The following is a 21,009-nucleotide window of genomic DNA, read 5'->3' on the forward strand; positions in this document are numbered from 1 at the left end:
TCCGGGTGCGTCCGGACCGTCGCTACTTCATGGGCGTACTCATCGCGTGCTCATCGAGTGCTCATCGCAATCTCGACCTACTTCCAACTCGCGGGGTACCAGGGCCGTACGGAGGTTCCGTACGACGCGTCTTACGGTGTCGCCTGTTCGGCAACTGTCGTCTGCTCCACGTATCGGCGCAACGCCTTTGTGTCGAGCGCTCCCGGGGCACGCAGCGCCCGCGTGAACGCCCGGCGGCGTACCGCCAGGTCGAGACAGACCTGGGCGGGGTGCAGATACGCACCCCGGCCGGGCAGCGTACCGCGAGGATCGGGGACGCATTCGTCCTCGATCGCCACGACCCGCAGCAGTTCGGTCTTCGCCGTTCGCTGCCTGCACCCCACACAGGTGCGTTCAGGGCATGCGCGGGCACGCGTCCGGCCAGACACTGTTAAGTCTACCTCCCCGCACCGACCTCACCCCTTCGGGGCAAGAATCGAACGGTTGTTGTCGTGATCCAAACGACGTGCGGCTTGGATCTATTCCCCGGCCGCCGGGACGAGCCCGGACGACTCGTTCGGACGACCTGTTCGGACGTCCGATCGGGTGATCACTCCGACGGCTGCTCGGTGTCCGGGCGGATGTCGATCCGCCAGCCGGTGAGGCGGGCGGCGAGGCGGGCGTTCTGGCCCTCCTTGCCGATCGCCAGTGACAGCTGGTAGTCGGGCACCGTCACCCGCGCGGAGCGGGCCGCGAGGTCCACCACCTCGACCTTGGAGACCCGGGCCGGGGAGAGCGCGTTCGCCACCATCTCGGCCGGGTCGTCCGACCAGTCGACGATGTCGATCTTCTCGCCGTTCAGCTCGCCCATGACGTTGCGCACCCGGCCGCCCATCGGGCCGATGCAGGCGCCCTTGGCGTTCAGGCCGCTGCGGGTGGAGCGGACGGCGATCTTCGTGCGGTGGCCGGCCTCACGCGCGATGGCGGCGATCTCGACGGACCCGTCGGCGATCTCCGGCACCTCCAGCGCGAAGAGCTTCTTCACCAGGCTGGGGTGGGTGCGGGAGAGCGTCACGGAGGGACCGCGCACCCCCTTCGCCACCCGCACGACGTACGAGCGCAGCCGCATGCCGTGCTGGTACGCCTCGCCCGGGACCTGTTCCTGCACGGGCAGGATGGCCTCCAGCTTGCCGATGTCGACGAGGACGTTCTTCGGGTCGCGGCCCTGCTGGACCACGCCGGTGACGATGTCGCCCTCGCGCCCCGCGTACTCGCCGAGCGTCGCGTCGTCCTCCGCGTCCCGCAGGCGCTGCAGGATCACCTGTTTGGCGGTGGTGGCGGCGATCCGCCCGAAGTCCGACGGGGTGTCGTCGAACGCGCGCGCCTCCTGCCCCTCCTCCAGGTCCTCGGGGTCCTCCTTCGCCCACACGGTCACATGGCCGGTCTCCCGGTTGAGCTCCACGCGCGCGTGCCGGCGGCTTCCCTCGGTGCGGTGGTAGGCGATGAGGAGGGCCGCCTCGATCGCCTCGACGAGCAGGTCGAAGGAGATCTCCTTCTCCCGTACCAAGCCCCGCAGGGCGCTCATGTCGATGTCCACGGCTACGCCTCCTCCTCTTGCGTCATGTCCTTCTTGTCCTTGCGGTTGAACTCGACCTGGACACGGGCCCTGTCGATCTGGTCGAAGGCGAGCCGGCGGGTGGTGGCCTTGCGGCCCTTCACGCCGGGCACTTCGAGATCGAGGCCGTCGTCGTCCACGGTCAGGATTCTGGCGATCAGTTCCCCGTCCTCATGGAGCGCGAACTTCACCAGTCGGTCCACGGCGCGCCGGTAGTGGCGCTGCTCGGTGAGGGCGCGCTCGGCACCCGGCGTCCCGACCTCCAGGGTGTACTCCGACTGGCCCATCGCGTCCGTCTCGTCCAGCTTGGCCGAGAGCGCGCGGCTGACGTCGGCGACCGCGTCCAGATCCGCGCCCTCGTCCGAGTCGACCACCACGCGCAGCACCCGCCTGCGTCCGACCGAGTCCACTGCGATCTCTTCGAGATCGAGGCCCTGGGAGCGTACGAGCGGTTCCAGCAGTTCTCGCAGCCTCTCGCTCTGGGTGGTGCTCATCCGGGTGACTCCTCGGCCGCGTGTGCTGTTGTGGGTAGGGCGCGTGTCAGGTCAAAGGGTAGCCGCTCCGCTGGGGTGTTGCCGTCCGCCTCCGCGCTCGGACGGCCGTCGCGGAACGGCGGACACGGGTGGTGCGCGGCTCGCCGCGCGGTTCCCCGCGCCGCTTCGGGGCGCGGTGGTGGCGGCCTTGGATCACCTGCGCGGGTACCGTGATCGCACCGCTTCTTTGTTCGTACGACCTCTCTAGGACGTCTGCTGTGTCGTTCAGCCTGCCGTCGCGTGCCCGGTCGGGGCCGCGCAGAAGGAGTTTGCTCGTCGGGGCCGCCGGCGCGGGCCTGCTCGCGGGGTGCTCGTCCGGGGGTGAGGGTTCGGACGTCGCCGGGGGCGGCCCGTCGGCCGTGGAGCGGGCACGCGCGCGTGCCGCCCGGGACAGCGAGGCGCTCGTCGAGCGGTACGACGCCGTCATCGCCGGGCATCCCGGTCTGGCCGTGCTGCTGACCCCGCTGCGGGCGGAGGTCGTCCGGCACGCCGAGGCGTTCGGGGGCGGGAAGGCGGCGCACGCCGGGAGGAGCGGCGCGAACAGGGCCTCCGCGTCGCCGTCCGTCTCTCCTTCGGGCTCGCCCTCCGCGTCGGCGTCCCCCTCCCCCGTGCCGGACAGCCCCGAGGCCGCCCTCGGCGAGCTGGCCGCCGCCGAACGGAAGCTCGCCGACCGGCGGGCCAAGGCACTGCTGGAGGTGCCGGGCGAGGTGGCGCGGCTGATGGCTTCGGTGGCGGCGGCGGGGGCCGGGCACGCGTACATGCTGACGGAGGGTGCGAAGTGAGCAGCGGTGAGCTGCAGGCGGTCCAGGCGGCGCTCGGGGCCGAGCACGCCGCCGTGTACGGGTACGGCGTCGTGGGCGGGAAGATCGGCGAGGCACGGCAGAGCGAGGCACGCACGGCGTACGACGCGCACCGGGCCCGCCGGGACCAGCTCGTCCGGGCCGTGCGCGATCTGGGCGGCGAGCCCGCCGCGGCGGCGGCCGGATACGCGCTGCCCTTCCAGGTGACCGATGCAGGCTCCGCCGAACGGCTCGCCGCCGAGCTGGAGGAGCGGGTGGCCGGCGTGTACTCCGACCTCGTCCGGGCATCCGAGGGTGACCGGCGCGGCGCGGCGGCCGAGGCACTGCGGGAAGCGGCGGTGCGTGCGGTGCGGTGGCGGGGCGAAAGCGTAGCCTTCCCTGGTCTCGCCGAGCGGACGGCCGCCGCCGGCCCGTCGGCGACACCGCACACCTGATCACGGTCCGGAAGGGAACGACTCGCACATGGCGCGCAGGGTTTTCGAGGACTTCGAACCGCCGCGGCGGCTGGTGCGAGCGCTCGCCGAGACCCGACGGCCGGACGGCGGTGACGGGATCGGCGATTGGCTGGAAATGCTCCCCGAGCTGCTGCAACAGGCCGTCGATCTACGCGAGTTGACCGTCGAGCGGGTGCAGGCTCCCGGCGGCCGCAGCAGTCTGGTGCTCCTCGTCCGGCTGATCGACGACACCCCCGCCGTGCTCAAGGTGGCGCCCGAGCGGGCCCGGCCGGAGAGCGAGCGGGCGGCCCTCGCGCACTGGGACGGACGGGGCGCGGTGCAGCTGCTCGACCCCGGCGCCGGGCACGGCGTGCTGCTGCTGGAGCGGCTGCGGCCCGATCTGTCGGTGCGGTCGCTGCCCGAGGCGAAGGCGTCGCTGGAGGCCGCGGCGACCCTGCGGCGGCTGTGGGTCGAACCGCCCGCGGCGCATGTCTTCGAGACCGTGGCGGAACGGACGCAGCGGCAGGCCGGGCTGATGCGTTCCGGCTCCGAAGGCGACGGGGAGACCGGAGCTCTGGTCGACGCCGCTCTCGCCGTGCGGGAGGAGCTGCTCGCGGACGCGCCCGAGGAACGGTTGCTGCACGGGACGTTCCGGCAGAGCAAGGTGCTGGCCGGGGAGCGGTTGCCGTGGCTGGCGGTGGGGCCGGACCCGGTGGTGGGTGAGTGCGCGTTCGACCTGGCCCGGCTGGTGCGGGACCGGGTGGAGGATCTGATCGCCTCGCCGTCGGGGGCGGCGATCACCCGGCGGCGGATCAGGAAACTGGCCGAGTCGCTGGATGTGGATCAGGAGCGGCTGCGGGGGTGGACGCTGTTCCGGGCAGTCGAGTCGGGGGTGCGGGCGCTGCGCGTGGGGCGGCCGAGGGACGCGGAGCTGCTGCTCGAGTTCGCCGGCTGGCTCTGACCGGCCCGGACGCCGAGCTGTCGGCGCGGTGACGTGGCACAGGCTCGTACCGAGGGCGTGCGGGTCCGGGGTGACAGCCGGGCGCCCGTGCGGGATCCCGCGTCGGCACCGGCTCACAACGACGCCTCGACCGTTCCCGTCCCGCGGTGACGTTCGGTCACGCCCTACGGTCGGGGAACGGTCGGATGCGGCTCAGGCGCCGGTCAGGCGGTCAGGCGGTCAGACGGGCGATCGCCTCGTCGACCGTCAGCTCCTCGCGCTCACCGGTACGGCGGTCCTTCAGCTCCAGGACGCCCTCGGCGGAGCGGCGGCCGGCGACCAGGATCTTCGGTACGCCGATCAGCTCGGAGTCGGTGAACTTCACGCCCGGGGAGACCCCGGCACGGTCGTCGACCAGCACGCGCAGACCGGCGGCCCGCAGCTTCTCGGAGACGTCGAGGGCGAGTTCGGTCTGCAGGGCCTTGCCGGCGGCGACGACGTGCACGTCGGCCGGGGCGACCTCGGCGGGCCAGCACAGGCCCTTGTCGTCGGCGCTCTGCTCGGCGAGGGCGGCGACCGCGCGGGAGACGCCGATGCCGTAGGAGCCCATGGTGACGCGGACGGGCTTGCCGTGCCGGCCGAGGACGTCGAGCTTGAGAGCGTCGGCGTACTTGCGGCCGAGCTGGAAGATGTGGCCGATCTCGATGGCGCGGTCCAGCTTCAGGCCGGTGCCGCAGTTCGGGCAGGGGTCGCCCTCCTGGACGACCACGACGTCGACGTACTCGCCGACCTCGAAGTCACGGCCCGCGACGACGTTCTTCGCGTGGGTGCCCGGCTTGTTGGCGCCGGTGATCCAGGCGGTGCCCGGCGCGACGCGCGGGTCGGCGACGTAGGTGACCTTCTCGCCGAGGCCCTGCGGGCCGACATAGCCGCGGACCAGGTCGGGGCGGCCCGCGAAGTCCGCCTCGGTGACCATCTCGACGACCGCCGGGGCGAAGTGCGCCTCGACCTTGCCCATGTCGACCTCGCGGTCGCCGGGGACACCGACGGCGACGATCTCGCCGTCGACCTTGACGAGGAGGTTCTTCAGGGTGGCGGAGGCCTCGACGCCGAGGTACGCGGCGAGGGTCTCGATCGTCGGGGTGTCCGGGGTCGGGATCTCTTCGAGGGCGGGCACATCACCGGCGTCCACCGGCTTCAGCTCGAAGGTGATCGCCTCGGTGTTCGCCGCGAAGTCGCAGGCGGGACAGTCCGCGAAGGTGTCCTCGCCGGCGCCCGCCGGGGCCAGGAACTCCTCCGACTTGGAGCCGCCCATCGCGCCCGCCGTGGCGGCGCAGATGCGGTAGTCGAGGCCCAGACGCTCGAACACCTTCTGGTACGCCTCGCGGTGCAGGGCGTACGACTGGGCGAGACCCTCGTCCTCGGTGTCGAAGGAGTACGAGTCCTTCATCAGGAACTCGCGGCCGCGCAGGATGCCGGCACGGGGGCGGGCCTCGTCCCGGAACTTCGTCTGGATCTGGTAGAGGATCACCGGCAGGTCCTTGTAGGAGGACGCCTGGTCCTTCACGATCAGCGTGAAGATCTCCTCGTGGGTGGGGCCGAGGAGGTAGTCGCCGCCCTTGCGGTCCTTCAGCCGGAACAGCTCGGGGCCGTACTCGTCCCAGCGCCCGGTCGCCTCGTACGGCTCCTTCGGCAGCAGGGCGGGGAGCAGCACCTCCTGGGCGCCGATCGCGTCCATCTCCTCGCGGACGATGCGCTCCACGTTGGCGAGGACCTTCTTGCCGAGCGGCAGCCAGGTCCACACGCCGGCCGCCGTGCGGCGGACGTACCCGGCGCGGACGAGGAGCTTGTGGCTGAGCACCTCGGCGTCCGCCGGGTCGTCGCGCAGCGTCTTCGCCATCAACTGGGACATGCGCTGGACCGGTGGGTTCGCCATGATTCTCGTACTCCTGCTGCGGATCGGGTGATGGCAGGAGGTTAGCGGGGGTACACGGGCCCGTGGAAATCCGGCGGCGGGGGCGGGGCGCTACCTGCGGCGCAGGGGCAGGGGGGCGCCCATCACCGCGTACGGCTTGGGGGCGCTGGGGAAGACGACCCGGCGGGCGAGGTCCGTGTAGCCGAGGGAGCGGTACAGGCCGCGGGCCGGGCTGTCGACGTCGATCGCGGAGAGGATCGAGCGGGGTTCGGCCGCGCTGTCGGTGATGGCGGTGATGAGGGCGCGGCCGACGCCGTGGTTCTGGTGGTGGGGGTGGACGTGCAGTTCGGTGATCACGAAGGAGTCGTCGAGCCAGTGCTCGTGGTGCAGGGCGCGGAGGTAGGGCTCGACGACGGTGGACCACCAGTGGGAGCGGTCGTTGGGCATGCCGTAGACGAAGCCCACGAGCCGTCCGGCGGTGGTGGCACCGAGGGCACGGGCGCCGGGGTACGTCATGTGGCGGAGGACGATCTGGCGGCGGACGGCCACCTCGTCGGGGGCGAGGCCGAATGCGATCGCCTGGACGGCCAGGGCCTCGTCTACGTGGGCTGAGAGGTCCAGGGGGCCGATGACGAGGCTCATGTTGCGGATGCTACAGGGGGGTTCGGGTCCGCTGCGGGGCGCGGGGCGGATGTGGCCGGCGGCGTGCCCGGGCCGGGCCCGGCGGCTTCTCAGAACAGCACGCTCATGAAGGCGCCCACCTCTTGGAAGCCCACCCTCTGGTAGGTGCGCCTCGCCGCCGTGTTGAAGTCGTTGACGTAGAGGCTGACCACGGGGGCCACGTCGGCCAGGGCGTAGCGGAGGACCGCTGCCATGCCGGGGGCGGCCAGGCCCTGGCCCCGGAACTCGGGGGCCACCCAGACGCCCTGGATCTGGCAGGCCCGGGCGGTCGCCGCGCCGATCTCGGCCTTGAACAGGACGCGGCCGTCCGGGGCGAGGCGGGCGAAGGAGCGGCCGGAGCCCACGAGTTCGGCGACCCGGGCCTGGTAGAGGAGGCCGCCGTCGCCGGCCAGCGGGGAGACACCGACCTCCTCGGTGAACATCGCCACGCACGCCGGCATGATCGTGTCCATCTCGTCCTTGCGGATGCGGCGGACGTACGGGTCGGGGACGACGTCGGCGGGGTCGGGGAGCCGGTCGGTGACCATGAGGGGCTGGTGGGAGCGGACCTCACGGGCCGGACCCCAGCTGGGTTCGAGCAGCCGCCACAGCTGAGCGGTGGGTTCGGCGGGGCCGACGACCGAGGAGCAGCGGCGGCCGGCCCGGCGGGCGCGGTCGGCGAAGGCGCGCACGGCGCGGGGGGTGGCGCAGATGGGGACGAGGTTGGCGCCGGCGTAGCAGAGGGAGGTCAGGGCGCCTTCCTCGTACCAGCCCCACATCTCGCCGCCGAGCCGCCACGGGTCCAGCCCGGCGACCTGGACGCGGGACGTCACGAAGGCGTTCGCGACGGGGTCTCGGTCCAGGACGGCGAGTGCGGCGTCCAGGTCACTCGGTTCGAGGACCCTGGTGGTGGTCTGGGTCAACACGTGGGGGGGCCTCACCCTGGGGTCTGCGCTGGTCTCCGCACGATACCTTGCCGGGCTGTGCCGGTCGCCCTGTGGCTGCGCCACGGCCGAGCGCCCAGTGACTCGGGGGGCCTGTGCGTTGACGGGTGCGGGTGCGTCGTGGCTCGTCGCGCAGTTCCCCGCGCCCCTGAGGACGGCCCTGCCGGGCCAGTCCTCGGAAGACACCGAGTCCTCCTCAGCCCGCCACCGCCACGGTGGGTTCGCCCGAGGTGATGCCGTCCGCCTCCATCTGTTCGGCGATCTTCATCGCCTCCTCGATGAGGGTCTCGACGATCTTGGATTCGGGGACGGTCTTGATGACCTCGCCCTTGACGAAGATCTGGCCCTTGCCGTTGCCGGAGGCGACGCCGAGGTCGGCCTCGCGGGCCTCGCCGGGGCCGTTGACGACGCAGCCCATGACGGCGACGCGGAGGGGCACCTCCATGCCGGTGAGGCCGGCGGTGACTTCCTCGGCGAGCTTGTAGACGTCGACCTGGGCGCGGCCGCAGGAGGGGCAGGAGACGATCTCGAGGCGGCGCGGCTTCAGGTTCAGCGACTCCAGGATCTGGTTGCCGACCTTGATCTCCTCGACCGGCGGGGCCGAGAGGGAGACACGGATCGTGTCGCCGATGCCCTCGGAGAGCAGCGCGCCGAAGGCGACGGCCGACTTGATGGTGCCCTGGAAGGCGGGGCCGGCCTCGGTGACGCCGAGGTGGAGGGGGTAGTCGCACTGGGCGGCGAGCTGCCGGTAGGCGTTGACCATGACGACCGGGTCGTTGTGCTTGACCGAGATCTTGATGTCCCGGAAGCCGTGCTCCTCGAAGAGGGACGCTTCCCAGAGGGCGGACTCGACCAGGGCCTCGGGGGTGGCCTTGCCGTACTTCTGCAGGAGGCGGCGGTCCAGGGAGCCGGCGTTGACGCCGATGCGGATCGGGGTGCCGTGGTCGTTCGCCGCCTGGGCGATCTCCTTGACCTTGTCGTCGAACTGCTTGATGTTGCCCGGGTTGACGCGGACGGCGGCGCAGCCGGCCTCGATCGCCGCGAAGACGTACTTCGGCTGGAAGTGGATGTCGGCGATGACCGGGATCTGCGACTTCCTGGCGATCACCGGGAGGGCGTCGGCGTCGTCCTGCGTGGGGCAGGCGACCCGGACGATCTGGCAGCCGGACGCCGTCAGCTCGGCGATCTGCTGCAGCGTGGCGCCGATGTCCGACGTGCGCGTGGTGGTCATCGACTGGACCGACACCGGGGCGTCTCCGCCGACCGCCACGGACCCGACCTGGATCTGCCGGCTCTTCCGGCGCTCGGCGAGCTTGGTCGGAACGGACGGCATGCCGAGAGAAATCGCAGTAGTCATCTGCTGTGCAACCCCAAGTTGTGGATCAGGATCGGGTCCCGGTACGCGCGGGCTCCGGGCTTCGAGATTACGGCACGGGCACGAGCCGGGGCACATCACGGTCCGTAAACCCACCCGTTGGGGATGCTCGCCGCGATGTTCGGGGGCAGGTGACCGGTTTCGTACACGGACGACGGCGGCCGGGCCCACTCGGTGAGTGTGCCCGGCCGCCGTGAACCGCGGGTGACTACGAGATGCGTACCGGGTTCACGAGGTCCGCGATCAGCACCAGGAGCGTGAAGCAGACGAAGATGCCGGCCACCACGTACGCGACGGGCATCAGCTTGGCCACGTCGAACGGGCCGGGGTCGGGCCGACGCAGCACCTTGGCCGCGTTGCGGCGCAGCGACTCCCACAGGGCGCCCGCGATGTGCCCGCCGTCGAGCGGGAGCAGCGGGAGCATGTTGAACAGGAACAGGGAGAGGTTGAAGCCGGCCAGCAGGATCAGGAAGCTGGCGAGCTGCTGGGTGGCGGGGATGTCCATGGTGAAGATCTCGCCGCCGACCCGGGCCGCGCCGACCACGCCCATGGGCGAGTCGGCCTCGCGCTCGCCGTCGCCGAAGGTGGCGTCCCACAGGGCGGGGACCTTGGCGGGCAGGGAGAGCAGGGACTCGACGCCGTTCTCCATCATGTCGCCCATGCGGTCCACGGACTGGCCGAAGGAGAGCGGGAGGATGTCGGAGGCGGGGGTGAAGCCAAGCCAGCCGGCGTACACGTACTTGTCCTTGACGTAGCCGCCCTGGCCGTCGGTCTGGCTGACCTTGTTCTTGATGAGGGTGGGGGTCAGGTCGACCTTCTCGCCTCCCCGGTCCACGGTGAGCGTGACCTGCTTGCCGGGGTTGTCGCGGATGTCGGCCTGCAGGGCGGACCAGTCCTCGACGGGGGTGCCGTCGAAGGCGACGATCTTGTCGCCGGGCTTCAGGCCCGCCGCCTTGGCGGGGGCCTCCTTGTCGCTGTCCTTGCACTTCGAGCGGTTCTCACTGGCGGAGATGACGCAGTCCGAGACCTTGCTGACCGTGGTCGTCGAGGTCTGGGCGCCGAAGGTCATCATCACGCCGAGGAAGATCACGAAGGCCAGGATCAGGTTCATGAAGGGCCCGGCGAACATCACGATGACCCGCTTCCACGGCTTGCGCGTGTAGAAGAGACGGTCCTCGTCGCCGGGCTGGAGCTCCTCGAAGGAGGCCGCGCGGGCGTCCTCGATCATGACGCGCCACGGGGAGGTCGAGCGGCTCTCGATCCGGCCGTCCGGGCCGGGCGGGATCATGCCGATCATGCGGATGTAGCCGCCGAGCGGGATCGCCTTGACGCCGTACTCGGTCTCGCCCTTCCTCTTCGACCAGATGGTCGGGCCGAAGCCCACCATGAACTGGGGCACGCGGACGCCGAAGAGCTTGGCGGTCGAGAAGTGGCCCAGCTCGTGCCACGCGATCGAGAACGCGAGACCGATCACGAAGACCACTATGCCGAGGATGAACATCAGGGTCGTCATGCACGGGCCTCCGCGGTCGTCCGCTCGGTGGGTTTGCCGGTCGAGGTGGTCGAGGTGGTCAGTTCGCGGGCCCTGGCACGGGCCCAGGTCTCCGCTTCGAGGACGTCCGCCACGGTCAGGGAAGTTCCCGAGGCGGGGGTGCCGTGCTCCTCGACCACCCGTGTGACGGTCTCCATGATCGCGTCGAACCGGAGACCCCCGTACAGGAACGCGTCGACGCACTCCTCGTTCGCCGCATTGAACACCGCCGGGGCGGTGCCCGCGAGCTGCCCCACGTGCCGGGCGAGCCCGACCGACGGGAACGCGTCGTCGTCGAGGGGGAAGAACTCCCAGCTGGACGCCTTGGTCCAGTCGAAGGCGGGCGCGGCGTCCGGGACGCGCTGCGGCCAGCCGAGGCCGATGGCGATGGGCCCGCGCATGTCGGGGGGCGTCGCCTGGGCCATCGTCGATCCGTCCGTGAACTCAACCATCGAGTGGACATACGACTGGGGGTGCACGACGACCTCAATGCGGTCGAAGGGAATGTCGTAGAGCAGGTGCGCCTCGATGACCTCCAGGCCCTTGTTGACCAGGGTCGCGGAGTTCACGGTGATGACCGGGCCCATGGCCCAGGTGGGGTGCGCGAGGGCGTCGGCGGGCGTCACGTCCGCCAGCTCCGCCTTCGTACGGCCGCGGAACGGGCCGCCGGAGGCGGTGACGACGAGCTTGCGCACGTCGGCCCGGGTGCCGGAGGCGAGGGCCTGGAAGAGGGCGGCGTGCTCGGAGTCGACCGGGATGATCTGGCCGGGCTTCGCCACCGCCTTCACCAGCGGGCCGCCGACGATGAGCGACTCCTTGTTGGCGAGCGCGAGGGTGCGGCCCGCCTCCAGGGCGGCGAGGGTCGGGGCGAGGCCGATGGAGCCGGTGATGCCGTTCAGCACCGTGTGGCAGTCGGAGGCGGCCAGGGCCGTGGCCGCGTCGGGGCCGGCCAGGATCTCGGGGAGGGCCTCCCCGGCACCGTAGGTTTCGGCCAGGGCCTCGCGCAGGGCCGGTACGACGTCCTCGCGGGCGACGGCGACGGTCCGCACGCGCAGCCGGTGCGCCTGCTCGGCCAGGAGCTGCACCCGCCCTCCGGCGGCGGAGAGCCCGGTGACGCGGAAGCGGTCCGGGTTGCGCAGGACGAGGTCGATGGCCTGGGTGCCGATCGAGCCGGTCGATCCGAGGATCACTACGTCCCGTGCGCCGTCGACCGGGTCGAAGACGAGATGCGGATCGGCGAGAGGGGCTGGACTGTCGCTCATCCCTCCATTGTGGCCGCATCCGGTGTCCGGCAGGACCGCGCGCCCCCTGGTTGACCCACTTCGTGCCGTGTGCGGTTGACGAGCGCATTTCTCCGTTTGTGAAGCACACGTGAAGGCGGGAGTGATATGACTTCTCCCTTGCTGATCCGATTGTCGTATCAGTCGATCATGGACGAGGATCCTGGGGGGATTCATGCGCAAGCCCATACGCGCCGCCGTGCCCGCGCTCGCCGGAGCGGTTGCCCTGACCGGCACCCTGCTGAGCAGCCCGGCCGAGGCCGCGGGGGGTGTGGTCATCTACCGCGTGTACTTCGACAGCCCCGGCAAGGACACGCGGACGAACGCGCAGTACAACGCGGAGTGGGTGCAGATCAAGAACACGAGCTCGTCGGCGATCTCGCTGAAGGGCTGGGTGCTGAAGGACCTCGACAACCACAAGTACACGTTCCCGAACATCAAGATCGGGGCGAAGAAGTACATCAAGGTCCGCACGGGGTCGGGCACGGACACCACCGCCACCAAGTACCAGAACCGCAGGGCGTACGTCTGGAACAACACCAGCGACACGGCGAAGCTGACGAAGGCGGACGGTTCGAAGGTGGACTCCTGCTCCTGGACCACTCGGGACGCCAGCGACAAGTACTGCTAGCGGGATCACGCACGCCCGCGCCCCCGGACAACCGGGGGCGCGGGTGCTGCGGCGAAGCTCAGCGGACGCGGCGGTGGACGTTCTCCTTCTCGCTCGGGCCCGGGGTCGCGTCCGCGATCCAGGGGCCCTCGCCGGACGGGTCGATCACACCCTGCTCCAGCCACTCGTAGGCGCCGCCGAGGACGCCCTTGACCACCTTGCGGTCGAGGTCGTCGGTGTTGCTCCAGAGTCGGCCGAAGAGTTCCTCGACCCGGATGCGGGACTGACGGCAGAACACGTCGGCGAGCTGGTAGGCCTCACGGCCGTGATCGCCCTGGGAACGGAGCAGTTCGGCGCGGACGACGGCCGCGCTCATGGCGAACAGTTCGGCGCCGATGTCCACGATCCGGCCCAGGAAGCCCTGCTTGGTCTCCATCCGGCCCTGCCAGCGGGACATGGCGTAGAAGGTGGAGCGGGCGAGCTTGCGGGCGCTGCGTTCCACGTAGCGCAGGTGGGTGGAGAGGTCGGGGTGGCCCGCCGGGTGGAAGTCGCCGTAGGTGCGCGGGAGTTGGCCGGGACCCGCGACCAGCTTGGGCAGCCACTTGGCGTAGAAGACGCCCGCGTTCGCGCCCGCCTTCGCCTTGTCGGAGAGGGACTTCTCCGGGTCGATGAGGTCGCCGGCCACCGTGAGGTGGGCGTCGACGGCCTCGCGGGCGATCAGCAGGTGCATGATCTCCGTGGAACCCTCGAAGATCCGGTTGATGCGCAGGTCGCGCAGCATCTGCTCGGCGGGGACGGCCCGTTCGCCGCGCGCCCGGAGCGAGTCCGCGGTCTCGAAGCCCCGGCCGCCGCGGATCTGGACCAGTTCGTCGGCGATCCTCCAGCCCATCTCGGAGGCGAAGAGTTTCGCGAGGGCGCCTTCGATACGGATGTCGTTGCGGTCCTCGTCGGCCATCTGCGAGGACAGGTCGAGCACCGCTTCGAGGGCGAAGGTGGTGGCGGCGATGAAGGAGATCTTCTGCCCCACCGCCTCGTGGTGGGCGACCGGCTTGCCCCACTGCTCACGCGCGGCCGACCACTCACGGGCGATCTTCAGGCACCACTTGCCGGCGGCCACGCAGGACGCCGGGAGCGAGAGGCGGCCGGTGTTGAGGGTGGTGAGCGCGATCTTCAGGCCCGCGCCCTCGGGGCCGATGCGGTTGGCCGCGGGGACCCGGACCTGGTGGAGGCGGGTGACGCCGTTCTCGATGCCGCGCAGTCCCATGAAGGCGTTGCGGTTCTCGACGGTGACACCGGGCGAGTCGGTCTCCACGACGAAGGCGGTGATACCGCCCTTGTGCCCCTCGGACTTCGGCACCCGCGCCATGACGACGAGGAGGTCGGCGACCACGCCGTTCGTCGTCCAGAGCTTCACGCCGTCGAGGAGGTAGTCGTCCCCGTCGGGGACGGCGGTGGTGGCGAGGCGGGCCGGGTCGGAGCCGACGTCGGGCTCGGTGAGGAGGAAGGCGCTGATGTCGGTGCGGGCGCAGCGCGGCAGGAACTTCTCCTTCTGCTCGGGGGTGCCGAACAGCTTGAGCGGCTGCGGTACGCCGATCGACTGATGCGCCGAGAGCAGGACGCCGATGGCCGGGCTGGCGGAGCCGACCAGGGCCAGCGCCTTGTTGTAGTACACCTGGGTGAGGCCGAGACCGCCGTACTTCGGGTCGATCTTCATACCGAGGGCGCCGAGTTCCTTGAGGCCGTCGATGACCTCGTCGGGGATGCGGGCCTCGCGCTCGATCAGCGCGCCGTCGACCTTCGTCTCGCAGAAGGCGCGGAGCTTGGTCAGGAACTGCTCGCCGCGCCGGACGGCCTCGTCCGTGGGCAGGGGGTGGGGGTGGATGAGGTCGAGGCGGAACCGGCCGAGGAACAGTTCCTTGGCGAAGCTGGGCTTGCGCCAGGCCTGCTCCCGGGCGGCCTCCGCCACCTGGCGGGCCTCACGTTCTGTGACGACGGGCTTCTTGAGGGGTGGGGCGGACATGAGGCTCACCTCGCCGCGAATCGGGATCTCGTACCGGATGGGTACCTGAATGGTTACCGATGGGTGCTACTCGATCGTTGGTACCCGATTCGGGGTGACCCCGCCACCCCTCGCGTGCGCCGTCGGCCGCTTCGGCCGGGTCGTGCGGGGTGGAGCCGTCGGAGACCGGCCGGTTCTAGACTGTGGCCGACGAGAGCGCCCACCGGCGCGCGGGGAGCCGCGCGAGAAGCCCCACGGACCCGCGGCCGCACCCCACACACCCCCACCTCTCCCTCGGGTGCCCGACGAATTATCGAAGCGCTTCGACAACCTATGGACACCCATCCGGCGCCGGGCTACTGTCGAGCCACCCTCACACGCCTTTGTTCCGCAACAGTGCGCTGTCGAAGCGCTTAAACACGCTTGGAGAGCCGGATGGTCACCCTCGCCGAGGTCGCCCAGCACGCCGGAGTCTCGGCGAGCACGGTGAGCTATGTCCTCAGCGGCAAGCGGTCCATCTCCGCGGGCACCCGGCAGCGGGTGGAGCGGAGCATCCAGGAGCTCGGCTACCACCCGAACGCGGGGGCCCGTGCCCTGGCGAGCAGCAGGTCGAACATCGTCGCCCTGATGGTCCCGCTGCGCACCGACATGTACGTCCCGGTGATGATGGAGATCGCCATCGCCGTGGCCACCACGGCCCGCACCTACGGCTACGACGTGCTGCTGCTCACCGGCGAGGAGGGTCCGGACGCGGTGCGCCGGGTCACCGGCAGCGGGCTCGCCGACGCGATGATCCTGATGGACGTGGAGCTGGACGACGAGCGGCTGCCGCTGCTGCGCGGCACCGACCAGCCCTCGGTGCTCATCGGGCTGCCGGCCGACACCAGCGGCCTGACCTGCGTCGACCTCGACTTCGGGGCCACGGGGGCGCTGTGCGTGGAGCATCTGGCGATGCTCGGCCACCGTGACATCGCGGTCGTCGGCGAGGCGCCCGCGGTGTACGAACGGCACACCGGTTTCGCCGAGCGCACCCTCGACGGACTCCGCGGCCGGGCACGGGAGCTGGGGCTGCGTGTGCTGCACCGCCCCTGTGAGGGCGGCTACGACGCGATGGCCGCGACCCTGGCCCGGATCTTCGACGAGCGGCCGGGCACCACGGGGATCGTCGTGCAGAACGAGTCTGCGGTGGAGCCGCTGCTCGCGCTGCTGCGGCAGCAGGGGCGCGCGGTCCCGGAGGACGTCTCGGTGATCGCGGTCTGCCCGGACCAGGTCGCCGTGCAGGCCTCGGTACGGCTGACGTCCGTCGCCATCCCCGCCCAGGAGATGGGCCGTCGGGCGGTGGAGCAGCTGATCGCCAAGCTGGAGGGCCGGGACGCCGACGAAGTGGTGCTCCTCGCCCCCGAGTTGACGGTCCGGGCGAGCACGGGACCGCTGTCCACGACCGGCTGAGGCGGTCGGCTCGCCGCACCCGCCCTCGACGGTCCCTCTCCCCCCTCACCCTGTCCTGCGCACACCGACCGCCGTGCCCTACGGAAGCCCCGTACGGCCCTCTCTCCTCCCCACCGCCCGCGCCCGCCGGAGCCGAGCCGGGTGTGCCGCCACTCCTCCCTTCCAGGAGATCCCGTGAATCTGTCTGCCGAGAACCAGACCCCGACGGGCGCGGTCAGCCTCGCCCAGTCCTCCCCCACCGTCGGCACGTTCCGTGAGCGGGACGGCGCCCTGGAGTGGAGCGGGCGCCAGGAGACCCTGCGGATCGAGCCCTGGGGCCCGGACGCGGTCCGGGTCCGCGCCCGCCTGGGCGGCCCGGTCCTCGACGGGCTGCCGGGCGCCCTGCTCGACGAGGCGGAGAGCACCGAGAGCACCGTCAAGATCGAGGACGGGCTGGGGCGGCTGACCGTCGGCGCGCTCACCGTCGAGGTCGACTCCGAGGGCCTGGTCCGGTACACGCGCACCGCCGACGGCACCGAACTGCTGTCGGAGGCCCGCGCCCACTTCTGGTGGCCCGGCTCCCGTCTCTACACGGCCGTCGGCAACGGCCACCACCGCCTGGAACAGCGCTTCGCCGCGTACGACGACGAGAAGCTGTACGGCCTGGGTCAGCACCAGCACGGGCGGCTCGACCAGAAGGGGCTGGTGCTCGACCTGGTGCAGCGCAACGCGGAGGTCGGCATCCCGGTGCTCACCTCCAGCCGCGGCTACACCCTGCTGTGGAACAACCCGGCGATCGGCCGCGTCGAGCTGGCGGGCAACGGCACGCGCTGGGTCGCGGACTCGGCCCGGCAGATCGACTACTGGATCACCGCCGGCGAGCCGGCCGACGCGCAGCGCCGCTACAGCGCGGCGACGGGCCGTGCGCCGATGCTGCCCGAGTGGGCGGCCGGGTTCTGGCAGTGCAAGCTGCGCTACCGCACGCAGGACGAACTCCTGGCCGTGGCACGGGAGTACAAGCGGCGGGGCCTGCCCATCGACGTCATCGTGTGCGACTTCTTCCACTGGACGCACCTCGGCGAGTGGAAGTTCGACCCCGCCGAGTGGCCCGACCCGGCGGCGATGGTCCGGGAGCTGGAGGAGCTGGGCATCAGGCTGGTGGTGTCCGTGTGGCCGTCGGTGTCGCCGCTGAGCGAGAACCACCACCTGATGGAACAGCGCGGCTACTTCATCGGCACCCAGTACGGCCCGATGGCGCACGCCGACTGGCCGGACAAGGAGGTCGCCTCGACGGTTCAGGTCGCCTTCTACGACGCGACGAACCCGGAGGCCCGGGAGTTCGTGTGGTCGCGGGTGCGGGAGAACTATCTGGAGCCGTACGGCATCAAGGCGTTCTGGCTGGACGCCTGCGAGCCGGAGATCAAGCCGGGCTTCCAGGAGAACCTGCGCTACTGGGCGGGTCCCGGCCTGGAGGTCGGCAACATCTACCCGGCCGAGGTCGCCCGCACCTTCTACGAGGGGCTGCGGGCGGCCGGTGAGGAGGAGATCGTCTCCCTCAACCGTTCGGCGTGGGCGGGCAGTCAGCGGTGGGGGGCCGCGCTGTGGTCCGGTGACATCGGGACCGATTTCCCGACCCTGCGGCGGCAGATCGCGGCGGGCCTCAACACCGCGCTGTCCGGCATCCCCTGGTGGAACACCGACATCGGCGGCTTCCACGGCGGTGACCCGGACGATCCGGCCTACCGCGAGGTGATGGTGCGCTGGTTCCAGTTCGGGACGTTCTCGCCGCTGATGCGGCTGCACGGGTTCCGTGAGCCCGGGATGCCGCTGGGGCCGGCCATGACCGGCGGGCCCAACGAGGTGTGGTCGTACGGGGAGGAGGCGGGGGCGATCCTGGAGGACTGCCTGCGGCTGCGGGAGCGGTTGAAGCCGTATGTGCTGCGGGTGATGCGCGAGGCCCATGAGGAGGGGCTGCCGGTGATGCGGCCGCTGTTCCTGGAGTTCCCCGGCGACGAGCGGGCCTGGTCGGTGGACGACGCGTACCTGTTCGGGCGGGACCTGCTGGTCGCGCCGGTGCTGGAGGCGGGGGTGACGCGCTGGAGCACCTATCTGCCGGCGGGGGCGCGGTGGACCGACGCGTGGACCGGCCGGACGTACGAGGGAGGCCGGTCGGTGACGGTGGACGCGCCGCTGGAGCGGATTCCGGTCTTCCTGCGGGACGGGGCCTCGGTGCCGGTCGCCGGGTAGGCGCCCGTCGCCCGCCCGTCGGCCGGGTCTACGCTGTGGCGCCACGGCCATCCCATGATCCTCAGGGGTGCGCGCGACCTTGAGTGAGTGGAGATGGCGAGGATGAACAGCCGTACGGGAGACTCCCGCGCAGTGCGCGGGGGACGGCCGGGCCGGGGCGGCGGGTCCGCACGCAGACCTGTCCACCGGACGCGCACGACGATACGCACCACCGGCGGGTATGCGGTGGCGCCGAGGGCGGCCGTGCCGTCGGGCGAGGACGCTCCCCGGGGTTTCCTGCCGGGGCCCGCGCGGCACATCGCCGTGTGGAGCGCGCTCACGCTGCTGGTGACCGGTGTCGTCTACGTGGGCGTGTGGGTCTGCGTGACGTTCCAGACGGCGGTCACGCCGGTGCTGATCGCCCTGCTGGGTACGGCGCTGCTCGGCCCGTTCTACCGGCGGCTGGTCGCGATGAGGTTCAACAAGTCCCTTGCCGCCGGGCTCACCTGTGCCGCCGTGGTGGTGGTGATGGGCGGGGCCGCGTACATCGTGGTGGCCGCGCTGATCGACACCGGTGACCAGATCATCTCCTCGCTCCGGCAGGCGGCGAAGTCGCTCAGCGACGAGTTCGGGCTGGCCGGGACGTCGCTGGACGACCTCGCGAAGAACGCGAGGGAGCTGCTGCCGAAGTTCGGCGGCACGGCGGCCTCCGGGGTGCTCACCGGCGTCAGCGCGGTCAGCGAGTTCCTCGCGGCGGCCGTGCTGGCGATGCTGCTGATGTTCTTCTTCCTGCGCGACTCCGACCGGGCGGTCGCGTCCCTGCACTCGCTCGCGCCGCGCGGCACCGGCGACACCCTGGAGGTGATGGCCCGGCGCGCGTTCCGGGCGATCGAGGGCTATATGCGGGGCACGACGCTCATCGCCTTCATCGACGGCGTCTGTATCGCCGTCGGTCTGCTGATACTCCAGGTTCCGGGGGCCGTCGGCCTCGGCGCGCTCGTCTTCGTCGGCGCGTACATCCCGTATCTGGGCGCGTTCCTGTCGGGTGCGGTGGCGATCCTCGTCGCGTTCGCGGACCGCGGTCTGGTGACCGCGCTGTGGGCGGTCGGCGTCGTCTTCGCGGTGCAGCTCCTCGAAGGCAACGTGCTCCAGCCGATGATCCACAGCCGGACCGTGCAGATGCATCCGGCGGCGATCCTGCTGGCCCTCACGGCGGGCGCCTCCCTCGCCGGCATCCTCGGCATGCTCCTCGCGGTGCCGCTGACGGCTGCGGTCTCGGGTGTGCTGTCGGAGCTGCGGTCGCGGTACGGGGACGGGGCGGACCCGGTCGAACCCCCGGCGGCGCGGGAGATCGCCCGCGCGGGAGGATGATCACCGGCGGCCGCTCCACCCGGACGGCCGCCGGGGCAGGCGCCCGGACCGGGATCGCGCCCGGAACCGGACCGGCGCCCGCCCTCACCCGTCCGCACCGAAGGGAAGTCCCGTGATGGCGTCCACTCCCCTGCCCCTCACCCTGGCCAACCTGTTACTCCGGCCCACGCTCGGCTCCCGTCGCGACCCGGACCGGGTCTTCGACCGGATCGTCGCCGGGGCCGGAGGGGCGGACGGGGACGAGGAGTTCGCCGAGAACTTCCGGTTCCTGCTGCGGGAGTGGGCGAAGGACGAGGATCTCGGGCCGGTGGGCTGGCAGTCCGCGCAGGCGCACGTCCGCCGGCATCTCACCAACCGGGCCCGGATCAGGCGGCTGATCGCCGAGAACCCGGCCATCGGTCAGGAGCCCGTCGAGAAACCGGTGTTCGTGGTCGGCCTGCCGCGCACGGCGAGCACGCTCACCCACGGGGTGCTCTCCGTCTCGGACGACCACCGCTGTCCGCTGCTGTGGGAGCTGCTGGCTCCCGGCCTCGAACCGTCGCCCCGGGAACGGCGGAAGCGGGTCACCGCCGCGCGCCGCGTCCTGGACGCGAGCCATCTGCTCAGCCCGCGCTTCCGCGACATCCACCCCATGGCCGCCGAGGGCCCCGAGGAGTGCACGTTCCTCCTGCCGCACGCCCTGGTGCCGCTCGCCCAGGCCCGCATACCCGCCTATCACGCCTGGCACTTCGAGCACGACTTCACCCCCGACTACCGTCACCTCAGGCAGGCCCTGCAGGTCCTGCAGTACGGCCGGCCGCGCCGCCGCTGGATCCTGAAGTCCCCCTTCCACACCGGGAACCTGGACGCGCTGGCCAAGGTCTTCCCCGACGCCACGCTCGTGTGGACCCACCGCGACCCGGCCGCCGCCGTCGCCTCCTTCTGCAGCCTGGTCGAGGTCGGCATGGTCACCTCGCTGCGCCGGTTCGATCCGCGTGAGCTGGGCGCCACCTGGCTCGACCTGCTGAGCCGGTCGGTCCGGCGCGGCCTCGCGGCCCGGACCGGCATCGCCCCCGAGGCGCTGGTGGACGTGCCCTACTCCTCGCTCGGCTCCGACCCGGCCGCCGGCGCCCCGAAGCTCTACGACGCCGTCGGCGCCCGCTGGACCGAGGCCGACGCCGCCCGGCTTCCCAAGGCCGCCGCCCACGCCCGGGGTGGCCGGCCCCACCGCTACGACCTGGCCCGCTACGGGCTGACCCCGGCGGACGTCGAGTCCGCGTTCGCCGACTACAACGCCCTGCGCGCCGAGGTCGACCGGGCCTGACGGGGCTCGGAACGCCCCGGACCCCGGTCACCGGCGGGCGTGCCGGTGACCGTCGTCCGTCGTCCG

At 71.5% G+C, this 21,009-nt stretch carries 18 protein-coding genes; 8 read left to right on the plus strand and 10 right to left on the minus strand.

The genetic code is table 11. The features are described from left to right. Positions 1-131: 131 nt before the first annotated feature. From ACZ6BB_RS29245 to rimP, 3 genes are all read right to left on the minus strand, one after another. The gene (locus tag ACZ6BB_RS29245; protein ID WP_471618134.1) at positions 132-428 is read right to left on the minus strand and encodes a YlxR family protein; all 297 of its coding nucleotides are present in this window, start codon (positions 426-428) and stop codon (positions 132-134) included. Positions 429-589: 161 nt separating this feature from the next. Continuing rightward, on the minus strand, positions 590-1,576 hold the full coding sequence (gene nusA / locus ACZ6BB_RS29250; RefSeq protein ID WP_471618135.1) for a transcription termination factor NusA: 987 nt from the start codon (positions 1,574-1,576) through the stop codon (positions 590-592). Positions 1,577-1,578: 2 nt separating this feature from the next. Continuing rightward, positions 1,579-2,088 (minus strand): ribosome maturation factor RimP, encoded by a 510-nt coding sequence (gene rimP, locus ACZ6BB_RS29255; protein ID WP_471618136.1) that lies wholly within the window; start codon positions 2,086-2,088, stop codon positions 1,579-1,581. A gap of 308 nt (positions 2,089-2,396) precedes the next feature. Here rimP and ACZ6BB_RS29260 point away from each other — a divergent pair, with 308 nt between their 5' ends. The 3 genes from ACZ6BB_RS29260 to ACZ6BB_RS29270 are packed head-to-tail and all read left to right on the plus strand — an operon-like array spanning position 2,397 to position 4,322. Further along, a complete protein-coding gene (locus tag ACZ6BB_RS29260) occupies positions 2,397-2,909 on the plus strand; it encodes a hypothetical protein (RefSeq protein ID WP_471618137.1) in 513 nt (170 codons plus the stop codon). Continuing rightward, positions 2,906-3,361, plus strand: coding sequence for a ferritin-like domain-containing protein (locus tag ACZ6BB_RS29265; RefSeq protein ID WP_471618138.1), 456 nt, complete (start codon positions 2,906-2,908; stop codon positions 3,359-3,361). The genes ACZ6BB_RS29260 and ACZ6BB_RS29265 overlap by 4 nt, the downstream gene beginning before the upstream one ends. A 28-nt stretch (positions 3,362-3,389) precedes the next feature. Beyond that, complete coding sequence (locus tag ACZ6BB_RS29270) at positions 3,390-4,322, plus strand: aminoglycoside phosphotransferase family protein (RefSeq protein WP_471618139.1); 933 nt, start codon at positions 3,390-3,392, stop codon at positions 4,320-4,322. Positions 4,323-4,533: 211 nt separating this feature from the next. On the opposite strand, the gene ACZ6BB_RS29275 is transcribed toward ACZ6BB_RS29270, so the two are convergent. From ACZ6BB_RS29275 to dxr, 6 genes are all read right to left on the minus strand, one after another. Further along, positions 4,534-6,237, minus strand: coding sequence for a proline--tRNA ligase (locus ACZ6BB_RS29275; RefSeq protein ID WP_471618140.1), 1,704 nt, complete (start codon positions 6,235-6,237; stop codon positions 4,534-4,536). A 90-nt stretch (positions 6,238-6,327) separates the two neighbouring features. Continuing rightward, positions 6,328-6,858 carry a GNAT family N-acetyltransferase gene (locus ACZ6BB_RS29280; RefSeq protein ID WP_471618141.1) on the minus strand — a complete coding sequence of 177 codons (531 nt, stop codon included), beginning with the start codon at positions 6,856-6,858 and terminating at the stop codon, positions 6,328-6,330. Between the two features lie 89 nt (positions 6,859-6,947). Then, positions 6,948-7,802: a GNAT family N-acetyltransferase gene (locus ACZ6BB_RS29285; RefSeq protein WP_471618142.1), complete on the minus strand. Its 855-nt coding sequence runs from the start codon at positions 7,800-7,802 to the stop codon at positions 6,948-6,950. Positions 7,803-8,016: 214 nt separating this feature from the next. Continuing rightward, entirely contained in the window at positions 8,017-9,153 is a 1,137-nt protein-coding gene (gene ispG, locus ACZ6BB_RS29290) for a flavodoxin-dependent (E)-4-hydroxy-3-methylbut-2-enyl-diphosphate synthase (protein WP_005479680.1), read from the minus strand. A gap of 250 nt (positions 9,154-9,403) precedes the next feature. Continuing rightward, positions 9,404-10,708 carry a M50 family metallopeptidase gene (locus ACZ6BB_RS29295; RefSeq protein ID WP_471618143.1) on the minus strand — a complete coding sequence of 435 codons (1,305 nt, stop codon included), beginning with the start codon at positions 10,706-10,708 and terminating at the stop codon, positions 9,404-9,406. Next, on the minus strand, positions 10,705-11,988 hold the full coding sequence (dxr, locus tag ACZ6BB_RS29300) for a 1-deoxy-D-xylulose-5-phosphate reductoisomerase (RefSeq protein WP_471618144.1): 1,284 nt from the start codon (positions 11,986-11,988) through the stop codon (positions 10,705-10,707). Before dxr ends, ACZ6BB_RS29295 begins: the two co-directional genes overlap by 4 nt. Before the next feature lie 193 nt (positions 11,989-12,181). Between dxr and ACZ6BB_RS29305 the strand changes: the two genes are divergently transcribed. Continuing rightward, positions 12,182-12,637, plus strand: a complete 456-nt coding sequence (locus ACZ6BB_RS29305) for a lamin tail domain-containing protein (RefSeq protein ID WP_471618145.1) — start codon at positions 12,182-12,184, stop codon at positions 12,635-12,637. Between the two features lie 58 nt (positions 12,638-12,695). Here the strand turns inward: ACZ6BB_RS29305 and ACZ6BB_RS29310 are convergent, their stop codons facing one another. Beyond that, on the minus strand, positions 12,696-14,636 hold the full coding sequence (locus ACZ6BB_RS29310; RefSeq protein ID WP_471618146.1) for an acyl-CoA dehydrogenase family protein: 1,941 nt from the start codon (positions 14,634-14,636) through the stop codon (positions 12,696-12,698). A 414-nt stretch (positions 14,637-15,050) separates the two neighbouring features. Between ACZ6BB_RS29310 and ACZ6BB_RS29315 the strand changes: the two genes are divergently transcribed. The 4 genes from ACZ6BB_RS29315 to ACZ6BB_RS29330 all read left to right on the plus strand — a co-directional run bounded on the left by ACZ6BB_RS29315 (position 15,051) and on the right by ACZ6BB_RS29330 (position 20,943). Beyond that, the gene (locus ACZ6BB_RS29315; protein WP_471618147.1) at positions 15,051-16,064 is read left to right on the plus strand and encodes a LacI family DNA-binding transcriptional regulator; all 1,014 of its coding nucleotides are present in this window, start codon (positions 15,051-15,053) and stop codon (positions 16,062-16,064) included. 174 nt (positions 16,065-16,238) lie between these two features. Further along, complete coding sequence (locus ACZ6BB_RS29320; protein ID WP_471618148.1) at positions 16,239-18,290, plus strand: glycoside hydrolase family 31 protein; 2,052 nt, start codon at positions 16,239-16,241, stop codon at positions 18,288-18,290. Between the two features lie 303 nt (positions 18,291-18,593). Further along, a complete protein-coding gene (locus ACZ6BB_RS29325; protein ID WP_471618317.1) occupies positions 18,594-19,640 on the plus strand; it encodes an AI-2E family transporter in 1,047 nt (348 codons plus the stop codon). 115 nt (positions 19,641-19,755) lie between these two features. Then, on the plus strand, positions 19,756-20,943 hold the full coding sequence (locus ACZ6BB_RS29330; RefSeq protein ID WP_471618149.1) for a sulfotransferase family protein: 1,188 nt from the start codon (positions 19,756-19,758) through the stop codon (positions 20,941-20,943). Positions 20,944-21,009 lie beyond the last annotated feature (66 nt).

The sequence above is a fragment of the Streptomyces sp. NPDC041108 genome (assembly GCF_055592645.1).